This is a genomic window from Stenotrophomonas sp. YJH_SMC_81 (assembly GCF_059370875.1).
In genome coordinates this window covers 307,406-334,180 of record NZ_JCAFUB010000003.1, presented here as the reverse complement: position 1 = coordinate 334,180, position 26,775 = coordinate 307,406, and the positions used below count along the sequence as shown (strand labels likewise).

Genomic DNA, 26,775 nt, shown 5'->3' with positions numbered 1-26,775 from the left:
CACGCCATGCGTGGAACAGTTCTTGCACGCCCTCCGGCAACCCCTGCCGCAGTACCCGTGATGTCCGAGAACGAATCCGCCGGCGAAAAGACCGAACAACCGACCGAAAAACGCCTGCGCGACGCCCGTGAACAGGGCAACCTGCCGCGCTCGCGCGAACTCGGCACCGCCGCCGTGTTCGGCGCCGGTGTGCTGGCGGTGATGGCCATGAGCGGCTCGATCGGCCGTGGCGCCACGGCCTGGATGAAGCAGGCGCTCAGCCCGGAACAGAGCCTGCGGCAGAACCCGAAGGCACTGTTCGGCCACTTCGGCGACCTGCTGTTGCAGTTCATGCTGGTGATCGCACCGCTGGTGCTGGTCTGCCTGCTGGCCAGCTTCGTCGCCCCGCTGGTGATGGGCGGCCTGCGCTGGTCGCAGAAGGCGTTGCTGCCAGACATCAACCGCATGAACCCGATGAGCGGGTTCAAGCGCCTGTATGGCCCGGAAGCCATCGCCGAGTTCACCAAATCGCTGCTGCGCGTGGCCTTCGTCGGCGTCGCCGCCGGGCTGGTGGTCTGGACCGGCTTTGACACCCTGCGCGGCCTGATCCACCACCCGCTGGAGACGGCCATCACCGACGGCCTCGGCTTCACCCTGCGCCTGCTGCTGGCCACCGCCGGCGCGATGCTGGTGCTGGCCGCCATCGATGCCCCGTACCAGCGCTGGAACTGGATGCGCAAGCTGAAGATGACCCGTGAAGAACTGCGCCGGGAAATGAAGGAAAGCGAAGGCAGCCCCGAGGTGAAGGGCCGCATCCGCCAGCTGCAGCAGCAGATGGCCAACCGCCGGATGATGGAAGCGGTACCCACCGCCGACGTGGTGGTGGTCAATCCCACCCATTACGCGGTGGCCCTGAAGTACGAAGGCGGCGCCATGAACGCCCCCACCGTGGTCGCACTGGGCGTGGACGAGACCGCCCTGCGCATCCGTGAAGTGGCCGACGGCAACAAGGTCGCGATCGTCTCTGCCCCGCCTTTGGCACGCGCCTTGTATCGGGAAGGCCAACTCGGAAAGGAAATCCCCGTGAGACTGTATTCGGCCGTCGCCCAGGTTCTGTCCTACGTCTACCAGCTGCGCGCCTGGCGCACTGGCCCGATGCCGGACGCCCCGCACATCCAGGTGGATGAATTCGGCAAGGGAGGCCGCCCGTGAGCGCCCAGCCCGCCACCGGATTCAACACCCGCCGTGCCCTGGAAATGATCCGCCAGGGCCTTGGCGCGCCGCTGATCGTGCTGGCCCTGCTGGCCATGGTCGTGGTGCCGCTGGCCGCGCCAGTCCTTGATGCGCTGTTCACCTTCAACATCGCCATCTCGCTGATGGTGCTGCTGGCGGTGGTCTACGTGAAGCGCCCGCTGGACTTCACCATCTTCCCGATCGTGCTGTTGATCACGACCATGCTGCGGCTGGCGCTGAACGTGGCCTCCACCCGCGTGATCCTGCTCAACGGCCAGAACGGCCACGACGCTGCGGGCAAGGTCATCGCCGCCTTCGGTGAATTCGTGATCGGCGGCAACTATGCGGTCGGCATCGTGGTGTTCGCGATCCTGACCATCATCAATTTCGTGGTCATCACCAAGGGCGCCGGCCGCGTCTCGGAAGTGACCGCGCGCTTCATCCTGGACGCGATGCCCGGCAAGCAGATGGCGATCGACGCCGACCTCAACGCCGGTTTGCTGACGCGCGAGGAAGCCAAGCTGCGCCGCGAGGAAGTCCGCGAGGAAGCCGACTTCTACGGTGCAATGGACGGTGCCAGCAAGTTCATCCGCGGCGACGCCATCGCCGGCATCCTGATCCTGTTCATCAACATGCTCGGCGGCCTGGCCGTGGGCGTGCTGCAGCATGGCATGCCGTTCGGCGACGCCGCTGCCACCTACACCCTGCTCTCCATCGGTGACGGCCTGGTGGCGCAGCTGCCGGCACTGCTGGTGTCCAGCGCGGTGGCGATGCTGGTCACCCGCGCCTCGCGCTCGCAGGACATGGCCCAGGCCATGACCGGGCAGGTGTTCGGCCAGTACCGCGCGCTGGCGATCACCGCCGGCATCATCGGCGTCGTTGGCCTGGTGCCGGGCATGCCCAACGTCGCTTTCCTGACGCTGGCCGCGATCCTTGGCTTCATCGCCTGGAAGCTGTATCGCAAGACCAAGGCACCGGCTGCCGATGCAACAGGCAGTGGCACCGATGCTGCCGCGCTCACTGCGCTGGGCCGCCCCGCCGCGCCGGCACCGACCGCCGAACTGAGCTGGGACGAGCTGCGCCCGGTCGATCCGCTGGGCCTGGAGGTCGGCTACCGGCTGATTCCGCTGGTGGACAGCAACCAGGGCGGCGAACTGATGGCGCGCATCAAGGGCGTGCGCCGCAAGCTGACCCAGGATGTCGGCTTCCTGATTCCCTCGGTGCACATCCGCGACAACCTGGAACTGCCGGCCAACGGCTACCGCGTGCTGGTGCATGGCGTGCCGGTGGCCACCGCCGAGATCCACCCCGACCGCGAGCTGGCCCTGGATCCGGGCAGCGCGCTCGGCGCACTGGAGGGCATTGCCGGCAAGGATCCCGCGTTCGGCCTGGATGCCACCTGGATCCAGCCGCACCAGCGCGCCCAGGCCGAAACGCTGGGCTACACGGTGGTCGACCCGGCCACCGTGGTCGCCACCCATCTGTCGCACCTGATCCGCGAACACGCACCCGAGCTGCTCGGCCATGAGGAAGTGCAGCACCTGCTGGCCAACCTCGCCAAGAGCGCACCCAAGCTCGTCGAAGATCTGACGCCGAAGGCGCTGCCGCTGTCGGCGGTGGTGCGCGTGCTGCAGAACCTGCTGGTCGAGCGCATTCCGATCCGCCAGCTGCGCAAGATCGCCGAGGCACTGGTCGAACATGCGCCCAGCAGCCAGGACCCGGCCGTGCTGACCGCCGCGGTGCGCACCGCACTGGGCCGCTTCATCGTGCAGGAGATCGCCGGAATGTCGGCGGAGCTGCCGGTGTTCACCCTCAACCCGCAATTGGAACGTGTCTTGCAGGAGTCCACGCAGGGCAACGGCGCCGCGCTGGAACCCGGACTCGCTGAGCGACTGCACCAGAGCCTGGCCGAATGTGTCAGCAAGCAGGAAGCCCGCAACGAGCCCGCGGTCGTGCTGGTACCTGGCCCGGTGCGCGCCGCGCTGGCCCGCCTGGTCCGCCACAGCGTTCCTTCGCTGTCGGTCCTGGCCTACAGCGAGGTGCCGGAGGACAAGCGCCTGAAGCTGGTCGGAACGATCAGCTGACGCCGCCCGCCGATGCGCCAGAAAACAGACACCACTTTCGAACCAACGCAACAGACAGACACCAAGGGGAACCCGCACCGTGCAGACCACCGACCACCCGAGTTCCCCGACCGCCACCCCGCCGTCTTCGCCTCGTGACCACAGCATGAAAATCAAACGATTCGTCGCCGCCGACATGCGCTCGGCCATGAACCTGGTGCGCAAGGAGCATGGTCCTGACGCCGTGATCCTGTCCAACCGCCGGATCGAGGAAGGCATCGAGATCGTCGCCGCCGCCAACTACGACGAGAGCGCGGTGCAGCGTGCGCTGGAAGCCTCGCGCCGCGACGTCGCACCGCCGCCGGCACCCAAGCCGCGCACCGCCGCCGACGCGGTGATCGCCGCCGTCACCCGCCGCCGCAGCAGCACCCCGGCACCGGAACCGGTTGCCGCCACCACCTCGGCGGTGGCCGCCCTCGCCCGTGCAGCAGTGGGCGCTACCGGCCGCACCCTCGATAGCGCCGACGAGATCGTGCCAACCCGCGGCAGCACCGGCTTCGCCGCCACCCTGGCACGCGCCGCCGTCAATGAACCGGCACTGCCGGACCAGATCTTCGCCCCGTTCGCCGAGGCCATCGTTGCTCCGGCGCCGGCACCGGCCCTCGTCGCGCCGGCCAACCGCGCCCGTTTCCAGATCGATCCGCCGCACGAGGCGCATCACGAAAGCGTGGCGCCGGCGGTGCAGCCGCCACCGCTGCCGACCGCAACCCTGTCCGAAACGCAGCCGGAGGTCGCCGTCAGCGAACCGGCGTTGGCCGATGCCACCGTCGAAGCCGCGCCGACGCCGACGCTCGCCCCAGCCCCGGTCCTGACCGTGGTCGCCCAGGACGACGCCGAGATCCGCCAGCTGCGCCAGGAAGTGGCCGGCATGCGCCAGGTGATCGAGCGCGAAATGAACCGCTTCACCGACGAGCGCCTGCGCGGCTGCCCGGTGCGCGCCACCGCGCTGGACCTGATGGACGAGTACGGCTTCGATGCTGGCCTGGCCCGCGACGTCGCCATGCAGATTCCGCTGGAGACCGAGGCGCACCGAGGCCGCGGCCTGATGCTGGGGCTGATCTCGCGCAAGCTGCCGATTGCCCCGGTCGACCCGCTGGAGGAAGGCGGCGTGATCGCGCTGGTGGGCCCGACCGGCGCCGGCAAGACCACCACCATCGCCAAGCTGGCCTCGCGGTTCGCCGAGAAGCACGCGCCGCGTGACGTGGCTCTGGTCACCACCGACACCACCCGCATCGGCGCCCGCGAGCAGCTGTATGGCTACGGCCGGCAGCTCGGCATCGCCGTGCACGAGGCCAACAGCGGCACCGACCTGGACCAGCTGCTGGAACGCCTGAAGGACTACAAGCTGGTACTGATCGACACCGCCGGACTGGGCCCGCGCGACCGCGCGCTGGCCGCGCAGCTGCAGTGGCTGCGCGCCGCGCGCCAGGTGCGCACCCTGCTGGTGCTGCCGGCCAACACCAGCTTCGGCGACATGGACGAGGTGGTCCGCCGCTTCGGTGCCGCCAACCTGCAGGGCCTGGTGCTGAGCAAGCTGGACGAAACCGGCCGCTTCGGCAACGCCCTGTCGGTGGCCGTGGACCACGCCCTGCCGATCACCTGGGTGACCGACGGCCAGGACGTTCCGGACGACCTGCACCGGGCCAGTGCGGCCAATCTCGTACTTCGCCTTGAAGATTTGCGCCGAGCGGCCGATATGCCCTGCAACCCGGAGTTGAACCATGCCGTCGCGTGAGTACGCCAAGCTGACCAAGACCTTCCCGCTGTCGGCCACCCGCAGCGAGCCGCTCGGCCCTGTGCGCACCATCGCCGTGACCGGCGGCAAGGGCGGCGTGGGCAAGACCAACGTGTCGGCCAACCTGGCCGTGGCGCTGGCCGGCATGGGCAAGCGCACGCTGCTGCTGGACGCCGACCTCGGCCTGGCCAACATCGACGTGATCCTGGGCTTGAACCCCACCTATACGCTGGCCGACCTGGTTGCCGGCCGCTGCTCGCTGGACGACGTCATCGTCGAAGGCCCGAACGGCGTGCTGGTGGTCCCGGCCGCGTCCGGCCGCCGGCACATGGCCGAGCTGGCCCCGGCCGAGCACGTCGGCCTGGTCAACGTGTTCTCCGAGCTGGAACGCGAGCTGGACATCATGGTGGTGGACACCGCCGCGGGCATCACCGACGGCGTGCTGACCTTCTGCCAGGCCGCGCAGGACACCGTGGTGGTGGTCTGTGACGAGCCGGCGTCGATCACCGACGCCTACGCGCTGATCAAGGTGCTCTCGCGCGAACGTGGCGTGGACCGCGTCCAGGTGGTGGCCAACATGGTGCGCGACCCCAACGAGGGCCGCGTACTGTACGAGAAGCTGACCCGCGTCTGCGAGAAGTTCCTCGCCGATGTCTCGCTGAACTACCTGGGCTGCGTGCCGCAGGATGACTGGCTGCGCCTGTCGGTGCAGCGCCAGCAGCCGGTGGTGAAGGCCTACCCGTCCAGCCCGTCCGCACTGGCCATCACCGAGATCGCGCGCCGCACGGCCCGCTGGCAGGCGCCCACCGAACCACGCGGCGGCGTCGAGTTCTTCCTCGAACGCATTCTCAAGCAGCGCGGGGTGGCGGCATGAAAGGCGCGGCCCAGTACAGGGAAGTCCAGCGCTCGGCGGCCAACGAGGTCATCGCCCAGCACTCGGACCTGGTGCGGCGCATCGCCCACCATCTGGCCGCGCGCCTGCCGGCCAGCGTCGAAGTCGACGACCTGATCCAGGCGGGCATGATGGGCCTGATCGAGGCTTCGCGCAGCTACGACGCCGACCAGGGCGCCTCGTTTGAGACCTATGCCTCGATCCGTATCCGTGGCTCGATGATCGACGAGATCCGCCGTGGCGACTGGGTGCCGCGCTCGGTGCACCGCCGTGCACGCGATGCTGCGGCCACCATCCGCCGCCTGGAACAGAGCAGCGGCCGCGCCGCCAGCGCCACCGAAGTGGCCGCCGCGATGGAGATGCCACTGCCCGAGTACCTGCGCCTGATGGAAGACGCTGCGCGTGGCCAGGTGCTGAGCCTGGAGTCGCGCATCGAGGACCAGGGCGAGCTGGACACGGTCGCCCAGGGTGGCCCGACCCCGCAGCAGGTGCTGGAGCGCAGCGAGTTCGGCCGCGAGCTGGGCAAGGCCATCGGCCATCTGCCCGAGCGCGAACAGCTGGTGCTCTCGCTCTACTACGAGCAGGAACTCAATCTGAAGGAGATCGGCGCGGTGCTCGGCGTGAGCGAGTCGCGGGTCTGCCAGATCCACGGCCAGGCGGTGCTGCGCCTGCGCGGCCGGCTGAAGGTATTCGAGGCCGTCGACGCCGGCCTCGAAGAATGAACATCCCCGAGGCAGCTGCCCCCGGCCGCCCGGAATGAACAACAAAGGAACTCTGCTTTGAACAAGAACATGCGCATCCTGATCGTGGACGACTTCTCGACCATGCGTCGCATCGTCAAGAACCTGCTGGGCGATCTGGGCTTCACCAACACCGCCGAAGCCGAGGACGGGCATGCCGCGCTGTCGCTGCTGCAGAGCCAGCCGTTCGATTTCGTGGTCACCGACTGGAACATGCCGGTCATGACCGGCATCGAGCTGCTCAAGGCGATCCGTGCCGACGCCAAGCTGAAGACCCTGCCGGTGCTGATGGTCACCGCCGAAGCCAAGCGCGAGCAGATCATCGAAGCGGCCCAGAACGGGGTGAACGGCTACATCATCAAGCCGTTCACCGCGCAGACGCTGGAAGAGAAGCTCGGCAAGATCTTCGAACGCCTGGCGGCCAGCGCCTGATGGACACCACGGTCGACAAGAATGCCCTCGCCCTGCGCCTGCAGGAAGCACTGGACGCACTGGAGTCCGGTGACGAAACCGCCTGGCGGCAACGCATCGACGGACTGGTCGCGCTGCGCACGCAGCCGATGATGAGCGGCCTCTCGCGGCTGGCCCGCGAGCTCGGGCAGGCCCTGGGTGAACTGCCGACCGTGCCCAGCGAGGCCGGCGAACTGGACGATGCCTGCGCACGCCTGGACCACGTGGTGGCGATGACCGAACAGGCGACGCACCGCACCCTGGACCTGGCCGAGGAATGCCGCAGCCTGACCGAACAGCTGCGCGCCGAAGGCCTGCAGCCCGGCCAGGATGCACAGCTCGAGCGCATCCGCCACAACCTCACCGAGATCGCCCTGACCCAGAGCTACCAGGACCTGACCGGGCAGATCATCCGTCGCGTGGTCGGCATCGTCCGCCGCGTGCACGAGGGCTTCGGCGCGCTCGGCCTGCCGCCGGAACAGCATCGCACCGATCCGGAACTGGCCGGGCCGGCACTGAAGGGACTGGACCGCCACGCGGTCTCGCAGAACGACGCCGACGACCTGCTGTCGGACCTGGGGCTGTAAGCATGAGCGCGGTATCCGACGACATCACTGCCGATTTCATCATCGAGGCGCAGGAAATCCTGGATCGCCTGGGCGAACAGCTGGTGTCGCTGGAGCAGGCACCACAGGACACCGAGCAGCTCAACGCGGTGTTCCGGGGCTACCACACGCTCAAGGGCGGCGCCGGCTTCCTCGGCGTCACCGCCATGGTCGAGTTGTGCCACGCCGCCGAAGAAGCGCTGGGCATCGCGCGCGCGGGCCAGGCCGTACTGCAGGCCCATCACTTCGATGCCGCCCAGCAATCGCTGGACTACCTGCAAGCGATGCTGGATGCAGTTTCCTCCGGCACCGAGCCGGGCTATGCGCCGCCGGAGCTGATCGCCCAGTTCGACATGCATGGCGGTGCCGTGGCTGCACCCGCCGCCGCAGCAGCTCCCGCTGCGGGTGGCAGCGACCTGATCACCGACGACGAGTTCGAGGCCCTGCTCGACCAGCTGCACGGCGGCAACGCACCGACTGCGGTCGCGCCGGCAAAGAAGGCTGACGACGGCCTGATCAGCGAAGACGAGTTCGAAGCCCTGCTCGACCAGCTGCACGGTGGCGCCGCACCCGGCGCCAAGCCCATCGCTGCGGTAGCGCCCGCACCGATCGCGGCACCACGCCCACTGGCCGCACCGGCCGCACCGGCAACTGCAGCGGCGACCAAGCCGGCCGCCAAGCCGCTGGCCGAAGCCGAACATACCGTGCGCGTGGACACCAAGCGCCTGGACGCGATCGTCAATCTGATCGGCGAACTGGTGCTGTCACGCAACCGGCTCAAGACCCTGCGTGCGCGCCTGCGCGACGAGGAACTGGACCGCGCCGTGTCGACCCTGGACATCGCCACCGCGCGCCTGCAGTCGGCGGTGATGCGTACCCGCATGCAGCCGGTGGGCAAGGTCTTCTCGCGCTTCCCCAAGGTCGCCCGAGACGTTGCCCGCTCGCTGAAGAAGGAAGTGGACCTGGAGCTGATCGGTGCCGAGACCGAGCTCGACCGCAACCTGGTCGAAGCGCTGGCCGACCCGCTGGTGCACCTGGTCCGCAACGCCATCGACCATGGCGTGGAAATGCCCGATCTGCGCGAAGCACAGGGCAAGCCGCGGATGGGCCATGTACGCCTGTCGGCCCAGCAGGAAGGCGACTACGTCAGCATTGAAGTGCAGGACGACGGTGCCGGCATCGATCCGGAGAAGCTGCGCGCGAAGGCGCGTGAGAAGGGCCTGATCGATCCGGAAGCTGCCGCCCGCCTGAGCAGCGAGGAGTGCCTGCACCTGGTGTTCCTGCCTGGCTTCTCGACCAAGCAGCAGGTCACGGATATCTCCGGCCGTGGCGTTGGCATGGATGTGGTGCAGTCGCGCATCCGCGAACTGAGTGGCCAGATCCAGATCCAGTCCGAGCTGGGCCGTGGCAGCCGCTTCCTGATCCGCGTGCCGCTCACCCTGGCGATCCTGCCGACCCTGCTGGTGCAGGCCGGCGAGGACGTCTATGCACTGCCGCTGGCGCGCGTGATGGAAGTGCTGCACGCGCCGCGCACCTCGCTGGGCTGGTTCGATGGCCGCGCCGTGCTCGACCGTCGTTCGCATACGCTGCCACTGGTCGATCTGCGCCAGTGGCTGGATGTGACGCCGGCCGCCTCGACCCTGCTGACCATCGTGGTGCTGCAGGCCGGCGAAGCGCGCTTCGGCCTGGTCGTGGACCAGGTGCGCGGGCGCGAGGAAGTGGTCATCAAGCCACTGCCGAAAGCCCTGCGCGGCCTGCGCGGTTACGCCGGTGCAACCCTGATCGGCGATGGTCGCATGGCACTGATCCTGGATGTGGACGGCCTGCGCAGCCCGCACGACTGACCCGTTTGCTGAACCCGTAAAACTGTGAAGTCGCACCAGTAGCCCGTACCGGTGTCTCAAGTCCCATTCATACAAGCCGATACCGGATCCATGGATAGACTCAGCCTCATTGGACTCTTTCTCGCCCTGGCCTCGCTGGTCGGCGGCAGCATCCTCAAGGGCGCCGGCCTGGCGTCGCTGTGGTCGCCTGCGGCGTTCGTGATCGTCATCGTCGGCACCGTCGCTGCGATCCTGCTGCACACCTCGCCGGCGGTGTTCAAGCATGCGTTCAGCATCGTGCGCTGGGTCGTGCGTCCACCGCACAGCGACCGCCGCGAGCTGATCCAGCAGATCGTCGAGTGGAGCAACATCGCCCGCCGCCAGGGCCTGCTGGGCCTGGAATCGCAGGTGGAAGCACAGCAGGACCCGTTCCTGCGCAAGGGCCTGCAGCTGCTGGTGGACGGCGTCGAGCCCGAATCGATGCGGCACATGCTGGAAATCGAACTGGGCAGCCAGGAGCACCAGGACCAGGCCGGCGCCAAGGTGTTCGAGGCGATGGGCATCTATGCACCGACGCTGGGCATCATCGGTGCCGTGCTGGGCCTGATCGCAGTGATGAAGAACCTGGCCGACCCGAGCAAGCTCGGCCACGGCATCGCCGCCGCGTTCACCGCCACCATCTACGGCATCGCTTCGGCCAACCTGCTGTTCCTGCCGATCGCCGCCAAGCTCAAGAGTGTGATCTCGCACAACACGCGCGACCGCGAGATGGTCATCGAAGGCCTGATCTCGATCGCCCAGGGCGAGAACCCGCGCAACATCGAAACCAACCTCTCCGGCTTCCTGCACTGACATGGCCCGCCGCAAGCACCACGAAGAGCACGCCAACCACGAAGCATGGGCGATCCCCTATGCCGACCTGATGACGCTGCTGCTCGCCTTCTTCGTGGTCATGTATGCGATCTCCTCGGTGAACGAGGGCAAGTACCGGATCATGGCCGACGCGCTGACCGATGCCTTCGGTGGCGCACCGCGCACCATCAACCCGGTGCAGGTGGGCAACAAGCAGGTGCAGGGCGGCGGCTGGGACAGCCCCTCGGTGATCAAGTCCGGCACCAAGATCGGTCCCTCCGCGCCGGCGCCCTCGCACGACCCGACCCTGCTGCCGTCGATGGCCTCGCAGATGCGCATGCCGGTGTCAGTGCACAACCAGGAGCAGATCGCCCGTGCCGAGCGCCAGCTCAACACGATTGCCGATCGCCTCACCGCCGCACTGGCGCCGCTGATCGACCGCGGCATGATCAGCGTGCGCCGCACCGAACTGTGGATCGAAGTCGAGATCAACAGCGATATCCTGTTCCCTACCGGCTCGGCCGCGCTGGACGTGCATGCGCGGCAGACCCTGGCCAGCCTGGCCGAGGTGCTGCGCGACGTGCCCAACAGCGTGCGCGTGGAAGGCCACACCGACAACGTGCCGATCGCCACCGCGACTTTCCCGTCGAACTGGGAACTGTCGGCCGGGCGCGCCGCCAGCGTGGTGCACCTGTTCGCCGACCAGGGCGTGCAGCCGTCGCGGCTGGCGATGGTCGGCTATGGCCAGTTCCGCCCGCGCGAAGAGAACGACAGCGCGCAGGGCCGCAACCGCAACCGCCGGGTGATGGTCATCATCCTGGCCGACACGTCGCACTCGGTGGATCCGCTCGGCCAGCGCCTGAACGCAGCCACCGGCGCCACCGACAGCACCGTCACCGAACAGGCCGCCGCAACTCCGGCCAGCGCCCCCACCTCCCCCATCGCACCGGTGAAGTTGCCGCCGGTGCCGGCTGGCAGCCGCGTCGGCGCCGCCGTTCCCCCGGCAATGAAGGAGTAATCCGATGCGCATCTGGGCAGTCGCCAACCAGAAGGGCGGAGTCGGCAAGACCACCACCACCCTCGCCCTCGGCCGCGGCCTGGCCGCACTCGGCCATCGCGTGCTGCTGATCGACCTCGATCCGCATGCCTCGCTCAGCCGCGCCTTCGGCGTGCCGGTGGACCCGCCGCCGGCCGGCGTGCTGGAGCTGTTCGGCACACCGCCAGCGGACCTGTCCGGCCTCTGCCATGCCAGCAACATCCATGGCCTGGACTACGTCTGCGCACAGTCGGCGCTGGCCACGCTGGAACGCCGCAGCGCCAACCAGCCCGGCCTCGGCCTGGCCCTGCAGAACGCGCTGGCGCGCCACCAGGGCCAGCACGACTACATCCTGCTGGACTGCGCACCCACCCTCGGCCTGCTGATGATCAACGCACTGGCTGCCGCCGATCGCCTGATCATCCCGACCCAGGCCGAGCCCCTGGCACTGCACGGCCTGGATGGCATGGTCCGCACCGGCGAGATGGTCGAGCGTTCGCGCCGCCGCCCGCTGCCGATCTCGATCCTGCCGACCCTGTTCGACCGCCGCACCCGCGCCGGCAACGAATCGCTGCGCACCATGCAGGATCGCCACGGCAACCGCGTGTGGGAAGACGCCATTCCGATCGATACCCGCATCAGCAACGCCGCCGGGCTGACCCTGCCGAGCGCTGGCGAGGACTACCCGGGCCGTGGCCTGGCCGCCTACCGGCGCGCCTTGAACTGGATCCTCGGCGAGGATGCCCGCGCCCTGGAGCAGGCCGCATGAACAGTACCGGCATCCTCGACGACTACCTGGACGAACTGCTGGGGGAGGCGATGGTCGCGCCGCCGCCTGCCGTTCTGCCGCCCGCAGGCGCCGGGCCAGGCCCGGCGATCGAAGCAGTCGCCGAACGCGAACCGACCTGGGACGACCTGCCGGCCGACGTGATCTACGAAACCGAAACCATCGCCGCCACGGCCAGCGGGGACAGCGCTGCGCTGGAAGCCGCCTTCGAGAGCGCCGCACCACCCACGCGCGAACCCACCTGGGATGACCTGCCCGCCGAGGTGATCTACGAAACAGAATCCGTCGCCGCCGCACCAAGCCCGGACGACGCGGTGCTGGAAGCGGCCTTCGAGAGCGCTGCCGCCTCCGCTAGCGCTGGGCCGGGTCCGGCGGGAGAAGCGGTTTCCGGACGCGAGCCGACCTGGGATGACCTGCCTGAGGAGGTCATCCACGAAACCGCGCCGGCACCCGCCGTCGTTGCAAACGCCGGTCCGGAACCTACCTGGGACGACCTGCCGGACGAGGTGATCTACGAAACCGATCCGGCGGACAGCCATCGCCTCGCCCACACCGACAGCCCCGGCCTGCAGGCCGCGTTCGAGGCGGCCGCGGGTGGCGAAGACGTAGCCACGCCACCGCCCGCCGTGGTCGCAGCACCGGTCGCCCCCACGGTTGCACCTGCAGCTCCGGCCCCGGCGGCGCGCACCGCCACTCCGCCGCCGCGCGTCGCCGTCGATGCCCCGGCAGGCAACCGTCCCGGCACCTGGCAGGAGCTGCAGGCGCAGGCCCACCAACCGGCTCGCAGCCCGCACCCGCAGAACCGACGCGCCGGCGAACGCACTTCGCGCTGGCTGCGCCTTCGCTGCGGCACCCAGGCCTATGCGCTGGAACTGCTGAAGGTGCAGGAAGTGGTGCTGCCGGTGCCCCTGCTGCCGCTGCGTGGCACTGCAGCGGCCATGCTCGGCATCATGAACCTGCGCGGCCAGGTGGTCCCGGTGATGGACCTGGGCCTGCACTTGGGCGCGGCCGCCGCCGAGGACGACGCGCAGACCCGCATCGTGGTCCTGGAGGAGGACGGCGAGACCATCGGCCTGCGCGTGTCAGCGGTCGAAGATGTCGCCAACCTCACCGATTCGCAGATCGAACCGCCCGATACCGCGCGCATCTGCCAGATCTCAAACGACCTGTTCCGCGGCGTGGCCCGGGTCAGCCAGCGGCCGATGATCCTGCTCGACGCCACCCGGCTGTTGAGCTGAGCCGCCAAGAAAAGGGGACGGAGGGGATTAAGTCGCAAGTGGCTCGGAGCTTTGCGCCGAAGCGGTCCCTGTCGGGGACGCAAGGAGTTGATCCGTTGGATCAACACCTTACGTCCCCACTGCGCGGTCGCCGTTGCCGAGGGGACTGCAGTAGAGCCAGGTCGATTGCGACTTGATCCCCTCCGTCCCCTTTTAAGCAGCGACCGCATCGACGCATCGCGTCGATTCTTCTAAAGAACCCCACCGGGGTGCCGTTATGGATCACGGAACCGTTTGTCCGGAGCAACGATGAGCACTGTCGAACTGGGTGGGGATCTCGGCATCGAGAGCACTACCGAGCTCAAGAACCGCCTCGCCCCACTCGTGGAGCAGGCTGGCGAGCTGACCCTGGATGCCAGCCAGGTCGCCCGCATCCACACGGCCGCCGTGCAGGTGCTGTGTGCGTTCGTGCAGGCCCGCCGCGAGGCAGGCCTGGGCACCGGCTTCCACGGTTGCACTGCAACCTTCAGTGACGCCGCGCGCCTGCTGGGCGTCACCCAGGCCTTGGGCCTGGACGTAACCCATGACAACCTGAAATCTGTGGAGAACGCTGCATGAGCGCACGTATCTTGGTGGTGGACGATTCGGCGTCGATGCGCCAGATGGTGTCCTTCGCCCTCACCTCGGCCGGTTTTGCCGTCGAAGAAGCTGAAGACGGCGCGGTCGCGCTCGGTCGCGCCAAGGGCCAGCGCTTCAATGCGGTGGTGACCGACGTCAACATGCCGAACATGGACGGCATCGCGCTGATCCGCGAACTGCGCCAGCTGCCGGACTACAAGTTCATCCCGCTGCTGATGCTGACCACCGAATCGGCCGCCGACAAGAAGTCCGAAGGCAAGGCCGCCGGTGCCACCGGCTGGCTGGTCAAGCCGTTCAATCCCGAACAGCTGGTCGCCACCGTGCAGAAAGTGCTGGGCTGATCGCCCGGCGCCGCTCCCCCTCCTCGCTTCCGGATCACCACTGCCATGAGCATGGACCTGCAACGCTTCCACGCCACCTTCTTCGAGGAGAGCCGCGAAGGCCTCGATGCGATGGAGGCTGGCCTGCTGGCCCTGGAATCGGGGCAGCAGGACGCGGAGATCATCAATTCGGTGTTCCGCGCCGCCCACTCGATCAAGGGCGGCGCCGGCACCTTCGGCTTCGACGCGATCGCCGGCCTGACCCACGTGCTGGAAACGCTGCTCGATGAGCTGCGCGCCGGCAAGCGGGTCCTGGAAGGCCACGCCGTCGACGCCATGCTGTCCTCGGTGGACGTGCTGCGCGCCCTGCTGCGCGAAGCCGAACACGGCCAAGCCGCAGATCCCGCCGCAGTCGCTGCGGTGAAAGCGCGCCTGGAAGCGGTTCTTTCCGGCCAGGCCGCAGCGAGCGCCCCGGCGGCCGCGGCAGCCAAGGTGGACGATACGCCGGAAGCCTGGCAGATCGGCTTCACCCCGGCGCCGTCGCTGTTCATGAGCGGCAACGATCCATTGCGCATCATCCGCGAACTGGAACACCTCGGTTCGCTGCAGGTCGCTGCGCGCATGGAACGCCTGCCGGGCTTCGCCCAGCTTGATCCGCTCGAAGCCCATCTTGCTTGGGATCTGGGCCTGGTCGGCAAAGTGCCGCGCAGCAAGATCGAAGACACCTTCGCCTGGGTGCTGGACGATTGCGAGCTGGACATCCGTCCCGCCGCGCCGCCGAGCCTGGCCACGCAGGCGCCGGCCGCTGCGGCTCCCGCTCCGGTCGCAGCGGCACCGTCTGCACCTGCCGCGCCTGCCGCCAGCGGTGGTGCCAGCCAGGAAGCGGAAACCTCGATCCGCGTCAGCGTCGACAAGGTCGATGCGCTGATCAACCTGGTCGGCGAGCTGGTCATCACCCAGGCCATGCTCAAGCAGGTCTCGCATGCGCTGGACCCGGTCCACGCCGAGAGCCTGTTCGCCGGGCTGGACCAGCTTGAACGCAACACCCGCGACCTGCAGGAAGCGGTGATCGGCGTGCGCATGCTGCCGGTTGATGCGGTGTTCCGCCGCTTCCCGCGCCTGGTCCGCGACCTGTCCAGCCGCCTCGGCAAGCAGGTGCGCCTGCGCACCGTCGGCGAAGGCACCGAACTGGACAAGGGCCTGATCGAAAAGATCGCCGATCCGCTGGTGCACCTGGTGCGCAACTCGATCGACCACGGCCTGGAAATGCCCGACGTACGTCGCGGTGCAGGCAAGGATGAGACCGGCACGATCACGCTGGCGGCCTCGCATCAAGGCGGCCATATCGTCATCGAAGTCAGCGACGATGGCCGTGGCCTGGACCGCGCCAAGATCCTCGCCAAGGCCCACGAACGCGGCCTGGCCGTGCCGGACAACCCGACCGATTCGCAGGTCTGGGACCTGATCTTCCAGCCTGGCTTCTCCACCGCCGATGCGGTCACCGACCTGTCCGGGCGCGGCGTCGGCATGGACGTGGTCCGCCGCAACATCCAGGCACTAGGCGGCGAGGTGCAGATCGAAAGCAGCCTCGGTACCGGCACCCGCACGCTGATCCGCCTGCCGCTGACCCTGGCCATCCTCGATGGCATGACGGTGGCCGTGGCCGGCGAAACCCTGATCCTGCCGCTTGCCTACGTGCTTGAGGCATTGCAGCCGCAGCCCGACGATATCCGCAGCATGGCCGGCGAAGGCCGCGTGCTGCGCGTGCGAGGCGAGTACCTGCCGATCCTGTCGTTGAGCGAGTACTACGGCTACGGCAACCGCGCACCGGGCAGCGAATCGCTGGTGGTGGTGGTGGAAGGCGATGGCCAGAAAATCGCGCTGGAAGTGGACGAACTGGTCGGCCAGCAGCAGGTGGTGGTGAAGAACATCGAGAACAACTACCGCCGTATCGGCGGGGTGTCCGGTGCCACCATCCTTGGCGACGGCCGCGTCGCGTTGATCGTTGACATCGGCGGACTGGTGCGCTCACTGCGGATGCCGCAGGCCGCCTGATCCACGCCGCATGCGGGTCATGGACCGCCGCCCTTCGGGACGGCGGTTTTTGTTTGTGTGCTCCATTCCAGCCGGGGTCAGATCCCTTTTCAGGGAAAAGGGATCTGACCCCATCCCTTCTGTGAACTCCGTCGAGGCGATGGTTTCGCGCGCAACCACGTCATCCGAGCGCAAGCCCCGCCAGACCAGCACTTTCGTGCCGTCATCCCTACGCAACCGAATGTGATCTGCGTCCATAAAGTCCGCGCGGACGGCGCCGTTATTTCGCTTTGACGGTCGTCACCGAACCCCACCGGGCACCCCCGTTCGCTCTGCGACCACCCCCAAACCGGCGCACAGACGCCGGCACTCTGCCCACCTGGAGCACCCTGCATGAAGTGGTTCCAAGATCTGCCCATCGCCCGCAAGCTGGCCGTGGGGTTCACCCTCACCACCTTGATGACCCTGATCCTCGGCGCCTTCGCACTGGTGCGCCTGAGCGAGGCCAACGCGCAGTTGCGCGACATGGCTGGCAACGATATCCCCTCGGTCCAGCACCTGGGCGAGGCCCGCTCGCAGCTCGGCGAGTTCCGCACCTACGAACTGGCCCAGCTGAGCATGCTCGACCAGCCGGAAAAGGTGGCCGACTACAACAAGCGCATGAACGACACCGCCAAGGCCGTGCATGACGAACTGGCGGCGTACGCGGCGCTGCCGGCGCTGGACAAGGAGCGTGAACTGTATCGCGCAGCCAGCGCACAGCTCGACCGCTACTTCGCCGCCAACAAGGCGATGCGCGACGCCGTGACCGCCGGTGACGGCGTCCTGGCGCGGCAGATCTCCGACGAACAGTCACGCCCGGCGCGTCGCGACCTGTTCGCTGCGATGAAGGCACTGGGCACCCACATCGCCGGCCAGATGGACCGCAAGATCGCCGACGCCAACGCCACCCACCGCACCAGCATGATTGCCATCATCGGCTGCATCGTGCTGCTGTCGCTGGTCGCTGCCGCGCTGGCCATCGTCATCTCGCGTGCAGTGACCGGCCCACTCGGCAAGGCCGTGCATGCCATCCAGGCCGTTGCCCGCGGTGATCTCAGCGTCAGCACCCAGGCCACCAGCAACGATGAAGCCGGCAGGATGCTCGCTGCCACCGCCGAGATGACGGCGATGCTGCGACGCTTCAGCGAGCAGACACAGCTGATGGCACAGATGCACGCTGGCCCGGACATCAGCCATCGCATCCCGGAAGATTTCCCGGGTGTCTACGGCCAGCTGGCCAACGGCATCAACACGGTGATCTTCGAGCACCTCGATGCGATCGTCGATGCCATTGAAGTACTCAACCAGTACGCCATCGGCAATCTGAGCCCGGATGCACGCCGCCTGCCCGGCAGCCGCGCGATCCTGCACGAATCCATGGACGCAGCCAAGGCCAGCCTGCTGACCATCAATTCGCAGATCCAGCACCTGGCTGCGGCGGCCGCCGCCGGTGACTTCAGCCAGCGCGGCGACGCACAGCGGTTCCAGCACGACTTCAAGCTGATGATCGAGCACCTCAACACCATGATGCAGGTGGCTGACGGCAACCTCGGCCAGCTCTCGCAGCTGCTGCAGTCGATCGCCACCGGCGACCTGACCGCGCGCATGGAAGGCCAGTTCAATGGCGTGTTCGCCCGCATGCGTGATGATGCCAACACCACGGTCGCGCAGCTGACCCAGATCGTCGGCCAGATCCAGGCCAGCGCTTCCAGCATCACCCTGGCCGCCGGCGAGATCGCCTCCGGCAACAGCGACCTGTCGCGCCGGACCGAGCAGCAGGCCGCCAACCTGGAAGAAACCGCAGCCTCGATGGAGGAACTGACCTCCACCGTGCGCCAGAACGCCGAACACGCCCGCCAGGCCAACCAGCTCGCCATCGGCGCGCATGGCGTCGCCTCGCAAGGTGGCGAAGTGGTCGGCCAGGTGGTCACCACCATGTCGGCCATCGAAGCCTCGTCGAAGAAGATCGCCGAGATCATCAGCGTCATCGACGGCATCGCGTTCCAGACCAACATCCTGGCACTGAATGCCGCCGTGGAAGCCGCGCGTGCCGGTGAACAGGGTCGTGGCTTCGCCGTGGTCGCCAGCGAAGTGCGCACCCTCGCCCAGCGCTCGGCCGCTGCCGCCAAGGAAATCAAGGGCCTGATCGACGACTCGGTCGGCAAGGTCGCCGAGGGCTCCAGCCTGGTGCACCAGGCCGGCAGCACCATGGGCGAGATCGTCGCCTCGGTGCAGCGTGTGACCGACATCATGGCAGAGATATCTGCGGCCTCGCAGGAACAGAGCGCGGGCATCGAGCAGGTCAACCAGACCGTGGTGCAGATGGACGAGACCACCCAGCAGAACGCCGCACTGGTGGAGGAAGCCACCGCCGCCGCACGTGCGATGGAGGATCAGGCCGTGCAGCTGGGTGAAGCCGTGGCCCGCTTCCGGCTGGCATCGCACGGCACGACGGCCATTCCGGCACGCCCGCTGGCGGCACCGGTACCGCGCCAGGTCGCAGCCGCCGCGCCTTCGGCAAAGCCGGCTTCCGCGCGCCCCCTGCGCAGCTCGACGGCGCAGCCGGTACTGGCCGCCGACGGCGACTGGCAGGAGTTCTGACAGAACCACGGGGTCAGATCCCTTTCCCGCAGAAAGGCATCTGACCCCTTACGCGTGGAAAGTGATGCAAATCCCACTTCATAATCCGGTGCAGAGGCCGATATCCCCATCGAGCCTCGCGCCAATGCGTGCTGGCGCCCGCCCCTGACCGTAGATTCCATGTCCGACGGCAACGACACTGCAGTGCATGATGTCCACGCGGCCGACGCCGCTGACGAGCGCTTCCTGGTCCGCAATCCGCGTCAGCTGCGCCAGCTGCTGCGCTCGCTGATCGACCAGCGATCATTGATCAACGCGCACATCGACGGCCGCGACCGTTCGTTCCCCACTGCGCTGCTCGACCTCGACGAAGACGAGGACTACCTGCTGCTCGATGGCAGCCCGCAGGAAGCTTCCAACCGCGCCGCCGAGCAGGCCGATCACCTGCTGTGCTTCGCCCAGCTCGAACGGGTGCTGGTGCGCTTCCGCCTGCACGAACTGCAGCGCGTGGACAACGACGGCCACGTGGCCTTCCGCGCCCCGCTTCCGGAAGAACTGGTGCACCTGCAGCGCCGCGAGCTGTATCGGCTGGAGACGCCAGTCACTGATTCACCGCAGCTGCTGCTGCCACCCGGCGAAGCGCGGGCCGAAGCGCTGTCGATGCGGGTGGTGGACATCAGCGGTGGCGGTCTGGCCGTGGTGGTGCCCAATGACTGCGCGGTATTTGGTCTGCAGAAGCGCTATCCGGCGCAGCTGTCGCTGCCGGACGGCCCCGACCTGGACATCGCGCTGGTGGTCTGCAACCTGTTGCCCCAGCGCCAGCCCAACGGCATCGAGGTCAAGCGCGTGGGCATGCGCTTCGACAGCCTGCCGCGCGGCGCCGACAGCGCCATCCAGCGCTACATCTTCCGCATCGACCGCCAACGCAAGGCACGCCGCAACGGCGAGCTCTAAGGCCCGGCCAACAGGTAGTGCCGGCCGCTGGCCGGCAACGTCGCGACAATGCGGGTACGGCCATTGCCGGCCAGCGGCAGGCACTACCGATCTCCGGTGGATCCACGCCATGCGTGGATGCCTTTCCCCGGGCACCTAAAGTCCCCCCCAGCGGGGCCGATATCGAGCCTGACACCGGGACTTCCGGCAGAACCAGGACCCCTCGATGAACGACAAGACCAGCTCCGCCGCCAGCACCGGTGGCGAATTCCTCAGCTTCACGCTTGGTGACGAGCACTACGGCGTGGACATCCTCAAGGTGCAGGAAATCCGTGGCTATGATGCGGTTACCCGCGTGCCGGATGCCCCGGACTACATCAAGGGCGTGATCAACCTGCGCGGCACCATCGTCCCGGTGATCGACCTGCGCCTGAAGCTGCGCCTGGACAACGCCCGCTACGACGCCTTCACCGTGATGATCGTGCTGAACGTCGACGACCGCGTGGTCGGCATCGTCGTCGACAGCGTCTCCGACGTGATCCCGCTGTCGGCCGAGCAGATCCGACCGACCCCGGAATTCGGTGCCGCCGTCGATACCCGCTTCATCTCCGGCATCGGTACCCATGACGATCGCATGCTGATCCTGCTGGACATCGAGACCCTGCTCGACAGCGCCGACATGGGCCAGGCCAGCCCCGCCGAAGACGTCGCCGCCTGAGCAACCGGAACTGCTTCACGTTCCAGTCACAAAACCCTTCAGTTCCCTTCGGCGGTGCCGATAGGGGGACAGAAGCCGGTCGCGCAGGAGCGCGCAGGACCGGCCCGATCGTTACCATCCCCGGAGATACCCTCGATGAAGTCCCTGTTTGCGTTCGTCTCGGCTGCTGTCCTGGCCACCACCGCCACCTCCGCTTTCGCCCAGTCGGCCGACATGATCCCGCCGGAAATGGCGCCGCGTTCGGTCGGCAAGGACGGCATGGTCTGTGGCAAGGTTGAAAAGGCCCGCTACGCAGAAGGTTCCGAAGGCCAGCCGACCTTCCTGTACATGGGCGGTGCCTTCCCGCGCCACACCTTCTCGGCCCGCATCGCCGGCGAGAACCGTGGCAAGTTCTCCTTCCCGCTGGAAACCCTGGAAGGCAAGACCGTCTGCGTGATCGGCAAGATCCAGCGCGACGCCTCGCGCGCGGAAATCGAAGTCAGCTCGCCGGCTGGGCTGAAGCTGGCCAACATCAAGTAATCCGCTGTCCGTCGAACTACGCCGGACCTGGTGCCGGCGTGGTTTCTGCTGCAACCGGGCCCGATGCCCGGGCGCGTCTGCCTTAGGAGCTCGCAACGCCAATGCCGTGGATCAACAACCTGAAACTGATGCCGAAGCTGCTGCTGACCTTCGGCGTCCTCCTGCTGGTGATGCTGCTGCAGGGCATCGTCGCCTATCGCGGCCTGCATTCGCTGAACAACGTCACCACCGAGCTGGCCGGTTCACGCATGGAAAGCATCCGCCTCGCCGGCGAGATGCGCGGCATGCTGGGCGAGTACCGCAATGCCGCCTACCAGCAGTTGATCCGCGCCAGCGACGACGTCAAGGCCGATGCGCGCAAGCAGGCCGTCGACCTGCGCACCAGCATGGACAAGTCGATCAAGGACTATCCGAAGCTGGTCGATAACGCACAACAGAAGAAGTTGTTCGACACCTTCGCCAAGGAATGGAAGGATGCCCTGGCGTCCTATGACAGCGTCACCGAGATGCTGGAACTGGACCTGCCGGACGACGCCATCGATACCTTCGTCGGCGAAACCCGTACCAAGCACCGCAAGGCTGCATCGGCGCTGGAAGCGCTGATCGCCGAAGACAACCGCCTCGCCCGCGCCTCGCGCGAAGAGGCCGCTTCCACCTATTCCGCCTCGGCCGTGCTGACCGTGATCGCCCTGCTGGGCGGCGCCGCGCTCGGCCTGGTGCTGGTGTGGCTGTTCGCACGCGCACTGGTCGGCAGCGTGCGTGGCGCCGTCTCGGTCGCCAACGACGTCGCCGGTGGCAAGCTCGATGGCCATATCGACGTCAGCCGCCAGGACGAAGTGGGCGAACTGATGCAGGCCATGCAGCGCATGCAGCGCGACCTGCGCGAGCGCATCGAAACCGACCAGGCCGTCGCCCGCGAGAACCTGCGCATCCGCACCGCGCTGGACTACAGCTCGACCGGCGTGTACCTGACCGACACCAGCAACACCATCGTTTACAGCAACCGCGCCCTGCAGCAGACCCTGAGCCAGTACCAGGACGAAGTGCGCCGCGACCTGCCGGACTTCGACGCCCAGGCCTCGCTGATCGGCAAGCCGGTCACCGTGCTCGAGCACCGTGGCGAGATGGACCAGACCCTGCTGGGCAACCTGAAGGCGCACGGTGTCGCGCGTCGCCCGATGCAGTACGGCGATGCCCAGTTCGCCCAGGTGGTGTCGACCATCCGCAATGAAGGCGGCGACACCGTCGGCTACGTGGTGGAATGGCGCGACCGTACCCAGGAAGCGCAGGTTGAAGCGGAAGTGGCCCGCGTGATCGCCCAGGCCGCCGCCGGCGACCTGTCCGGTCGCATTGACGCCACCGACAAGGAAGGCTTCTTCCTGCAGCTGGCGCAGCAGATCAACGGCCTGCTGGACGCCAACGCCGGCAGCATCGAGCAGATCTCCGGCCTGCTTGCGGCACTGTCGCAGGGCGACCTGACCGTGCGCATGCACGGCGACTACCAGGGCGTGTTCGCCCGCATGCGTGACGATGCCAACGCCACCGCCGCGCAGCTGAGCGAGATCGTCACCCGCATCAAGCAATCCAGCCGCGCGATCAGTTCGGCCGCCGGCGAGATCGCCTCCGGCAACAGCGACCTGTCGCGCCGGACCGAGCAGCAGGCCGCAAACCTGGAAGAAACCGCGGCCTCGATGGAGGAACTGACCTCCACCGTGCGCCAGAACGCCGAACACGCCCGCCAGGCCAACCAGCTCGCCATCGGCGCGCACGGTGTCGCCTCGCAGGGTGGCGAGGTCGTCGGCCAGGTGGTCACCACCATGTCCGCCATCGAAGCCTCGTCGAAGAAGATCGCCGAAATCATCAGCGTCATCGACGGCATCGCGTTCCAGACCAACATCCTGGCACTGAACGCCGCCGTGGAAGCCGCGCGTGCCGGTGAACAGGGCCGCGGCTTCGCCGTGGTTGCCAGCGAAGTGCGCACCCTCGCCCAGCGCTCGGCGGCTGCCGCCAAGGAGATCAAGGGCCTGATCGACGACTCGGTCGGCAAGGTCAACGATGGCTCGGCGCTGGTGCACAAGGCCGGCGCCACCATGGGCGAGATTGTCGCCTCGGTGCAGCGCGTGACCGACATCATGGCCGAAATCTCCGCGGCCTCGCAGGAACAGTCCGCCGGCATCGAGCAGGTCAACCAGACCGTGGTGCAGATGGACGAAACCACCCAGCAGAATGCCGCGCTGGTGGAGGAAGCCACCGCTGCCGCACGTGCGATGGAAGAACAGGCCGGCCATCTCAGCGAAGCGGTGTCGATCTTCGTGGTCGACGAGGCCGAGGTCGTCGCCGCCCCGCGCGTCGCCGCAGCCCCGGCCCCGCGAGCCACCGCGCCGGCCGCCCCGGCACCGGTCGCACCGCCGGCCCGCCGCACCGCTGGCGGTCGCCCGATGGCCACCGAACTGGCCGACGGAGACTGGCAGGAATTCTGATGCCGGCCTGACCTGATCCACGAACACGCCCTGGCCCCGTGCTGGGGCGTTTTTGTTTACGGGGTATCTGGATATCCAGCCAACGGCGAAGCCCCTCGGGGTGGTCACGGAAAGCTGCGGATTTCCTTCGCTCGGGCCGGGAGGGTGGGTCGCGCAGGGGACGCCGTGAACCCGTCCATGGGGGCTTGGCCGCGGCATCCATGCCGCGGACACCCCTGCGCAACCCACCCTCCCGGCCACGGACAGTTTCCGTGCGCGTCCACCCCGGATTGAAGAAAGAAGAGCAAAAAACAAAAGCCAGGTCACTTCCGGGGTCAGATCCGTTTTCCGCAGGAAAACGGATCTGACCCCTCTTTCCACCTGGAACCCCAACGCTCTTTCCGTCCGACACCGAAATGCCGAGAGGGCTGGGCCGGGGTGGGTAGGCAGGACCGTTGGCGCCATGGATGGCGCCATCGAGCCCCCATGGACGGGTTTACGGCGTGTCCTGGCTGCCCACCCCGGCCCAGCCACCTACTGACAATCCAGCGCCGACCAACTGCTGTTGCTGTTGCTGTTGCTGTTGCTTCAAAACCAGCCTGCCGCAGGCAGCGCCGCAGCCGCCGCTGCACGGAAACCTGAATACGTTCGGACACCGCACCTCAATCCCCCGCCCTGACGGCCGATAACGGGGTTGTCACCGCTTGTCCCGCCGTGACCGGCACGGCGCCGCCCGCCCGCTTCGACCTGGTCCTGCTCGATGAATCTCCTGCATCGCTGGCAACACTACTTCAGCAATCTTTCCGTCCGGCGCAAGCTCAACCTGCTGACGCTGCTCATCGCGCTCGGCGTGATCGCGCTCTCGGTGATCGCCGCCCGCATGCAGTACCTGGATCTCACCGAGACCCGCAAGGCCGCACTGAAGACCCAGGTCGAACTGAGCTACGGCATCCTCCAGCACTACCACCGTCTGGCCAGTACCGGCGAACTCAGCGAAGAGGCTGCCAAGCGCGCCGCGCTGCAGGCACTGGAAGTGATGCGTGCAGAGAACGATACCTACTATTTCAACGTCTACGACACCGGCTACCGGCTGCTGATGCACCCGTTCCGCAAGGACCTGGTCGGCAAAGACATGAAGGACTTCCGCACCGACGATGGTGTGCGCATCTACTACGACCAGGTCGAAGCGGCCAAGGCCGGTGGCGGCTTCGTCAACTACCGCTGGGCCAAGCCGGGCAGCAAGGGCGACGTGGAGAAGGTCGCGTACGCCGGACTGTTCGCGCCGTGGAACTGGGTGGTCAGCAGTGGCGTCTACATGGACGACGTGCAGAAGCAGGCGCTGGTGTTCACCGCCATCATGGCAGTCTCCGGCGGCGTCCTGGTGCTGATCGTACTGGCCCTGAGCTGGGTCATCGGCAACCGCATCGCGGTACCGCTGAAGCAGGCCACAGCCGTCGCCGAAGGCATCGCCGCCGGCAAGCTCGACAGCCACATCGGACCGCAGCCGCACGATGAAACCGGTCGCCTGCTGGACGCCATGGCCGGCATGCAGCAGCAGTTGCATGCGGTCATCACCGGCCAGCGCGAAATGGCCCGCCGCCACGACGGTGGCGAACTCAGCTACCGCATCGACGCCAGCGCCTTCCCCGGCGAATACGGGCTGATGGTGCAGGAAACCAACGCCCTGGTGGGTAGCCACGTGCAGACCCTGCACGATGTGCTGGACGTGGTGCAGCAGTACGCGGTCGGTGACCTGAGCCGCGACATCGCCCGCTACCCGGGCGAGAAGGCGGCGATGACCACCACCGTCGACACCGTCAAGGCCAACCTCGGCCGCATCAACGCCGAGATCAAGCAGTTGGCCAGCGCCGCCGCTGCCGGCGACTTCAGCCGCCGTGGCGATGCGCAGCGCTTCGACCACGATTTCCGCCTGATGCTGGAAAACCTCAACGCGATGATGGCGGTCAGCGATGACAACCTCGGCAAGCTGTCGCAGCTGCTGTCGGCCATCGCCGAGGGCGACCTGACCGCGCGCATGCACGGCGACTACCAGGGCGTGTTCGCCCGCATGCGTGACGATGCCAACGCCACGGTCGCGCAGCTGACCCAGATCGTCGGCCAGATCCAGGCCAGCGCCTCCAGCATCACCCTGGCCGCCGGCGAGATCGCCTCGGGCAACAGCGACCTGTCGCGCCGTACCGAGCAGCAGGCCGCCAACCTGGAGGAAACCGCCGCCTCGATGGAGGAACTGACCTCCACCGTGCGCCAGAACGCCGAGCACGCCCGCCAGGCCAACCAGCTCGCCATCGGCGCCCATGGCGTCGCCTCGCAGGGTGGCGAGGTCGTCGGCCAGGTGGTCACCACCATGTCCGCCATCGAAGCCTCGTCGAAGAAGATCGCCGAGATCATCAGCGTCATCGACGGCATTGCGTTCCAGACCAACATCCTGGCGCTGAATGCCGCCGTGGAAGCCGCGCGTGCCGGTGAACAGGGCCGCGGCTTCGCCGTGGTCGCCAGCGAAGTGCGCACCCTCGCCCAGCGCTCAGCCGCTGCCGCCAAGGAGATCAAGGGCCTGATCGACGACTCGGTCGGCAAGGTCAACGATGGCTCGGCGCTGGTGCACAAGGCCGGCGCCACCATGGGCGAGATCGTCGCCTCGGTGCAGCGCGTGACCGACATCATGGCCGAAATCTCCGCGGCCTCGCAGGAACAGAGCGCGGGCATCGAGCAGGTCAACCAGACCGTGGTGCAGATGGACGAAACCACCCAGCAGAACGCCGCACTGGTGGAGGAAGCCACCGCTGCCGCACGTGCGATGGAAGACCAGGCCGCACAGCTTGCAGATGCCGTGGCGATCTTCCGGCTCGACAACCAGGTCTCGGCCGCAGTGAAGGCTGTCGCCGAGCGCGTGGAACCGGCGCGCATCACCACCGTGGCACGTCCGCAGCCGACCAGCACCCCCGCGCCGGTACGTCGCAGCAGCAACGCCAGCACCTTCGCCGCCAGCGACAGCGACTGGCAGGAATTCTGAGACCCACCCGTGGCGGCTTCGGCCGCCG

Annotated in this window: 21 protein-coding genes; all 21 read left to right on the top strand. The window is 67.6% G+C overall.

The window, feature by feature from the left end:
* Positions 1-60: 60 nt before the first annotated feature.
* Positions 61-1,191, top strand: a complete 1,131-nt coding sequence (gene flhB, locus AC5P8U_RS07970) for a flagellar biosynthesis protein FlhB (protein WP_447897461.1) — start codon at positions 61-63, stop codon at positions 1,189-1,191.
* Between the two features lie 44 nt (positions 1,192-1,235).
* Positions 1,236-3,296 carry a flagellar biosynthesis protein FlhA gene (flhA, locus tag AC5P8U_RS07965; RefSeq protein WP_188241100.1) on the top strand — a complete coding sequence of 687 codons (2,061 nt, stop codon included), beginning with the start codon at positions 1,236-1,238 and terminating at the stop codon, positions 3,294-3,296.
* Positions 3,297-3,441: 145 nt separating this feature from the next.
* Entirely contained in the window at positions 3,442-5,070 is a 1,629-nt protein-coding gene (flhF, locus tag AC5P8U_RS07960; RefSeq protein WP_445391103.1) for a flagellar biosynthesis GTPase FlhF, read from the top strand.
* A complete protein-coding gene (locus tag AC5P8U_RS07955; RefSeq protein WP_072166952.1) occupies positions 5,057-5,944 on the top strand; it encodes a MinD/ParA family ATP-binding protein in 888 nt (295 codons plus the stop codon). The genes flhF and AC5P8U_RS07955 overlap by 14 nt, the downstream gene beginning before the upstream one ends.
* Positions 5,941-6,684 carry an RNA polymerase sigma factor FliA gene (locus tag AC5P8U_RS07950; RefSeq protein WP_005416423.1) on the top strand — a complete coding sequence of 248 codons (744 nt, stop codon included), beginning with the start codon at positions 5,941-5,943 and terminating at the stop codon, positions 6,682-6,684. Before AC5P8U_RS07955 ends, AC5P8U_RS07950 begins: the two co-directional genes overlap by 4 nt.
* Before the next feature lie 57 nt (positions 6,685-6,741).
* On the top strand, positions 6,742-7,134 hold the full coding sequence (gene cheY, locus AC5P8U_RS07945; protein ID WP_005413247.1) for a chemotaxis response regulator CheY: 393 nt from the start codon (positions 6,742-6,744) through the stop codon (positions 7,132-7,134).
* Positions 7,134-7,739: a protein phosphatase CheZ gene (locus AC5P8U_RS07940; RefSeq protein WP_032129220.1), complete on the top strand. Its 606-nt coding sequence runs from the start codon at positions 7,134-7,136 to the stop codon at positions 7,737-7,739. The genes cheY and AC5P8U_RS07940 overlap by 1 nt, the downstream gene beginning before the upstream one ends.
* A 2-nt stretch (positions 7,740-7,741) precedes the next feature.
* The gene (locus AC5P8U_RS07935) at positions 7,742-9,601 is read left to right on the top strand and encodes a chemotaxis protein CheA (RefSeq protein WP_353761807.1); all 1,860 of its coding nucleotides are present in this window, start codon (positions 7,742-7,744) and stop codon (positions 9,599-9,601) included.
* Positions 9,602-9,691: 90 nt separating this feature from the next.
* Positions 9,692-10,432, top strand: a complete 741-nt coding sequence (locus tag AC5P8U_RS07930) for a flagellar motor protein (RefSeq protein WP_049413360.1) — start codon at positions 9,692-9,694, stop codon at positions 10,430-10,432.
* 1 nt (position 10,433) lies between these two features.
* Positions 10,434-11,450, top strand: a complete 1,017-nt coding sequence (gene motD / locus AC5P8U_RS07925) for a flagellar motor protein MotD (RefSeq protein ID WP_005416419.1) — start codon at positions 10,434-10,436, stop codon at positions 11,448-11,450.
* 4 nt (positions 11,451-11,454) lie between these two features.
* Positions 11,455-12,237: a ParA family protein gene (locus AC5P8U_RS07920; RefSeq protein WP_069138615.1), complete on the top strand. Its 783-nt coding sequence runs from the start codon at positions 11,455-11,457 to the stop codon at positions 12,235-12,237.
* Complete coding sequence (locus AC5P8U_RS07915) at positions 12,234-13,493, top strand: chemotaxis protein CheW (protein WP_188241068.1); 1,260 nt, start codon at positions 12,234-12,236, stop codon at positions 13,491-13,493. The genes AC5P8U_RS07920 and AC5P8U_RS07915 overlap by 4 nt, the downstream gene beginning before the upstream one ends.
* A gap of 288 nt (positions 13,494-13,781) precedes the next feature.
* A complete protein-coding gene (locus tag AC5P8U_RS07910) occupies positions 13,782-14,090 on the top strand; it encodes an STAS domain-containing protein (protein ID WP_061478730.1) in 309 nt (102 codons plus the stop codon).
* Positions 14,087-14,452, top strand: coding sequence for a response regulator (locus AC5P8U_RS07905; RefSeq protein ID WP_447897462.1), 366 nt, complete (start codon positions 14,087-14,089; stop codon positions 14,450-14,452). The genes AC5P8U_RS07910 and AC5P8U_RS07905 overlap by 4 nt, the downstream gene beginning before the upstream one ends.
* A 45-nt stretch (positions 14,453-14,497) precedes the next feature.
* A complete protein-coding gene (locus AC5P8U_RS07900; RefSeq protein WP_353761800.1) occupies positions 14,498-16,486 on the top strand; it encodes a chemotaxis protein CheA in 1,989 nt (662 codons plus the stop codon).
* Positions 16,487-16,858: 372 nt separating this feature from the next.
* On the top strand, positions 16,859-19,108 hold the full coding sequence (locus AC5P8U_RS07895; RefSeq protein ID WP_353761798.1) for a methyl-accepting chemotaxis protein: 2,250 nt from the start codon (positions 16,859-16,861) through the stop codon (positions 19,106-19,108).
* Between the two features lie 159 nt (positions 19,109-19,267).
* On the top strand, positions 19,268-20,041 hold the full coding sequence (locus AC5P8U_RS07890) for a flagellar brake protein (protein WP_005416413.1): 774 nt from the start codon (positions 19,268-19,270) through the stop codon (positions 20,039-20,041).
* A gap of 205 nt (positions 20,042-20,246) precedes the next feature.
* The gene (locus tag AC5P8U_RS07885; protein ID WP_072166946.1) at positions 20,247-20,738 is read left to right on the top strand and encodes a chemotaxis protein CheW; all 492 of its coding nucleotides are present in this window, start codon (positions 20,247-20,249) and stop codon (positions 20,736-20,738) included.
* 135 nt (positions 20,739-20,873) lie between these two features.
* Positions 20,874-21,257 (top strand): hypothetical protein, encoded by a 384-nt coding sequence (locus AC5P8U_RS07880; RefSeq protein ID WP_061480764.1) that lies wholly within the window; start codon positions 20,874-20,876, stop codon positions 21,255-21,257.
* Positions 21,258-21,358: 101 nt separating this feature from the next.
* Positions 21,359-23,737: a methyl-accepting chemotaxis protein gene (locus AC5P8U_RS07875; protein ID WP_065178536.1), complete on the top strand. Its 2,379-nt coding sequence runs from the start codon at positions 21,359-21,361 to the stop codon at positions 23,735-23,737.
* Between the two features lie 739 nt (positions 23,738-24,476).
* Positions 24,477-26,747 carry a methyl-accepting chemotaxis protein gene (locus tag AC5P8U_RS07870; RefSeq protein ID WP_445391101.1) on the top strand — a complete coding sequence of 757 codons (2,271 nt, stop codon included), beginning with the start codon at positions 24,477-24,479 and terminating at the stop codon, positions 26,745-26,747.
* Positions 26,748-26,775 lie beyond the last annotated feature (28 nt).

Excerpts from the sequence above, each read along its gene's own strand:
- AC5P8U_RS07870 (WP_445391101.1), top strand. The coding sequence starts at position 24,477 with ATGAATCTCCTGCATCGCTGGCAACACTACTTCAGCAATCTTTCCGTC.
- AC5P8U_RS07915 (WP_188241068.1), top strand. The coding sequence starts at position 12,234 with ATGAACAGTACCGGCATCCTCGACGACTACCTGGACGAACTGCTGGGG.
- flhB (WP_447897461.1), top strand. The coding sequence starts at position 61 with ATGTCCGAGAACGAATCCGCCGGCGAAAAGACCGAACAACCGACCGAA.
- motD (WP_005416419.1), top strand. The coding sequence starts at position 10,434 with ATGGCCCGCCGCAAGCACCACGAAGAGCACGCCAACCACGAAGCATGG.
- AC5P8U_RS07920 (WP_069138615.1), top strand. The coding sequence starts at position 11,455 with ATGCGCATCTGGGCAGTCGCCAACCAGAAGGGCGGAGTCGGCAAGACC.
- AC5P8U_RS07950 (WP_005416423.1), top strand. The coding sequence starts at position 5,941 with ATGAAAGGCGCGGCCCAGTACAGGGAAGTCCAGCGCTCGGCGGCCAAC.
- AC5P8U_RS07930 (WP_049413360.1), top strand. The coding sequence starts at position 9,692 with ATGGATAGACTCAGCCTCATTGGACTCTTTCTCGCCCTGGCCTCGCTG.
- AC5P8U_RS07935 (WP_353761807.1), top strand. The coding sequence starts at position 7,742 with ATGAGCGCGGTATCCGACGACATCACTGCCGATTTCATCATCGAGGCG.
- AC5P8U_RS07880 (WP_061480764.1), top strand. The coding sequence starts at position 20,874 with ATGAAGTCCCTGTTTGCGTTCGTCTCGGCTGCTGTCCTGGCCACCACC.
- AC5P8U_RS07900 (WP_353761800.1), top strand. The coding sequence starts at position 14,498 with ATGAGCATGGACCTGCAACGCTTCCACGCCACCTTCTTCGAGGAGAGC.
- AC5P8U_RS07910 (WP_061478730.1), top strand. The coding sequence starts at position 13,782 with ATGAGCACTGTCGAACTGGGTGGGGATCTCGGCATCGAGAGCACTACC.
- flhA (WP_188241100.1), top strand. The coding sequence starts at position 1,236 with ATGATCCGCCAGGGCCTTGGCGCGCCGCTGATCGTGCTGGCCCTGCTG.
- AC5P8U_RS07940 (WP_032129220.1), top strand. The coding sequence starts at position 7,134 with ATGGACACCACGGTCGACAAGAATGCCCTCGCCCTGCGCCTGCAGGAA.
- AC5P8U_RS07955 (WP_072166952.1), top strand. The coding sequence starts at position 5,057 with ATGCCGTCGCGTGAGTACGCCAAGCTGACCAAGACCTTCCCGCTGTCG.
- AC5P8U_RS07875 (WP_065178536.1), top strand. The coding sequence starts at position 21,359 with ATGCCGTGGATCAACAACCTGAAACTGATGCCGAAGCTGCTGCTGACC.
- AC5P8U_RS07895 (WP_353761798.1), top strand. The coding sequence starts at position 16,859 with ATGAAGTGGTTCCAAGATCTGCCCATCGCCCGCAAGCTGGCCGTGGGG.
- AC5P8U_RS07885 (WP_072166946.1), top strand. The coding sequence starts at position 20,247 with ATGAACGACAAGACCAGCTCCGCCGCCAGCACCGGTGGCGAATTCCTC.
- AC5P8U_RS07905 (WP_447897462.1), top strand. The coding sequence starts at position 14,087 with ATGAGCGCACGTATCTTGGTGGTGGACGATTCGGCGTCGATGCGCCAG.
- flhF (WP_445391103.1), top strand. The coding sequence starts at position 3,442 with ATGAAAATCAAACGATTCGTCGCCGCCGACATGCGCTCGGCCATGAAC.
- AC5P8U_RS07890 (WP_005416413.1), top strand. The coding sequence starts at position 19,268 with ATGTCCGACGGCAACGACACTGCAGTGCATGATGTCCACGCGGCCGAC.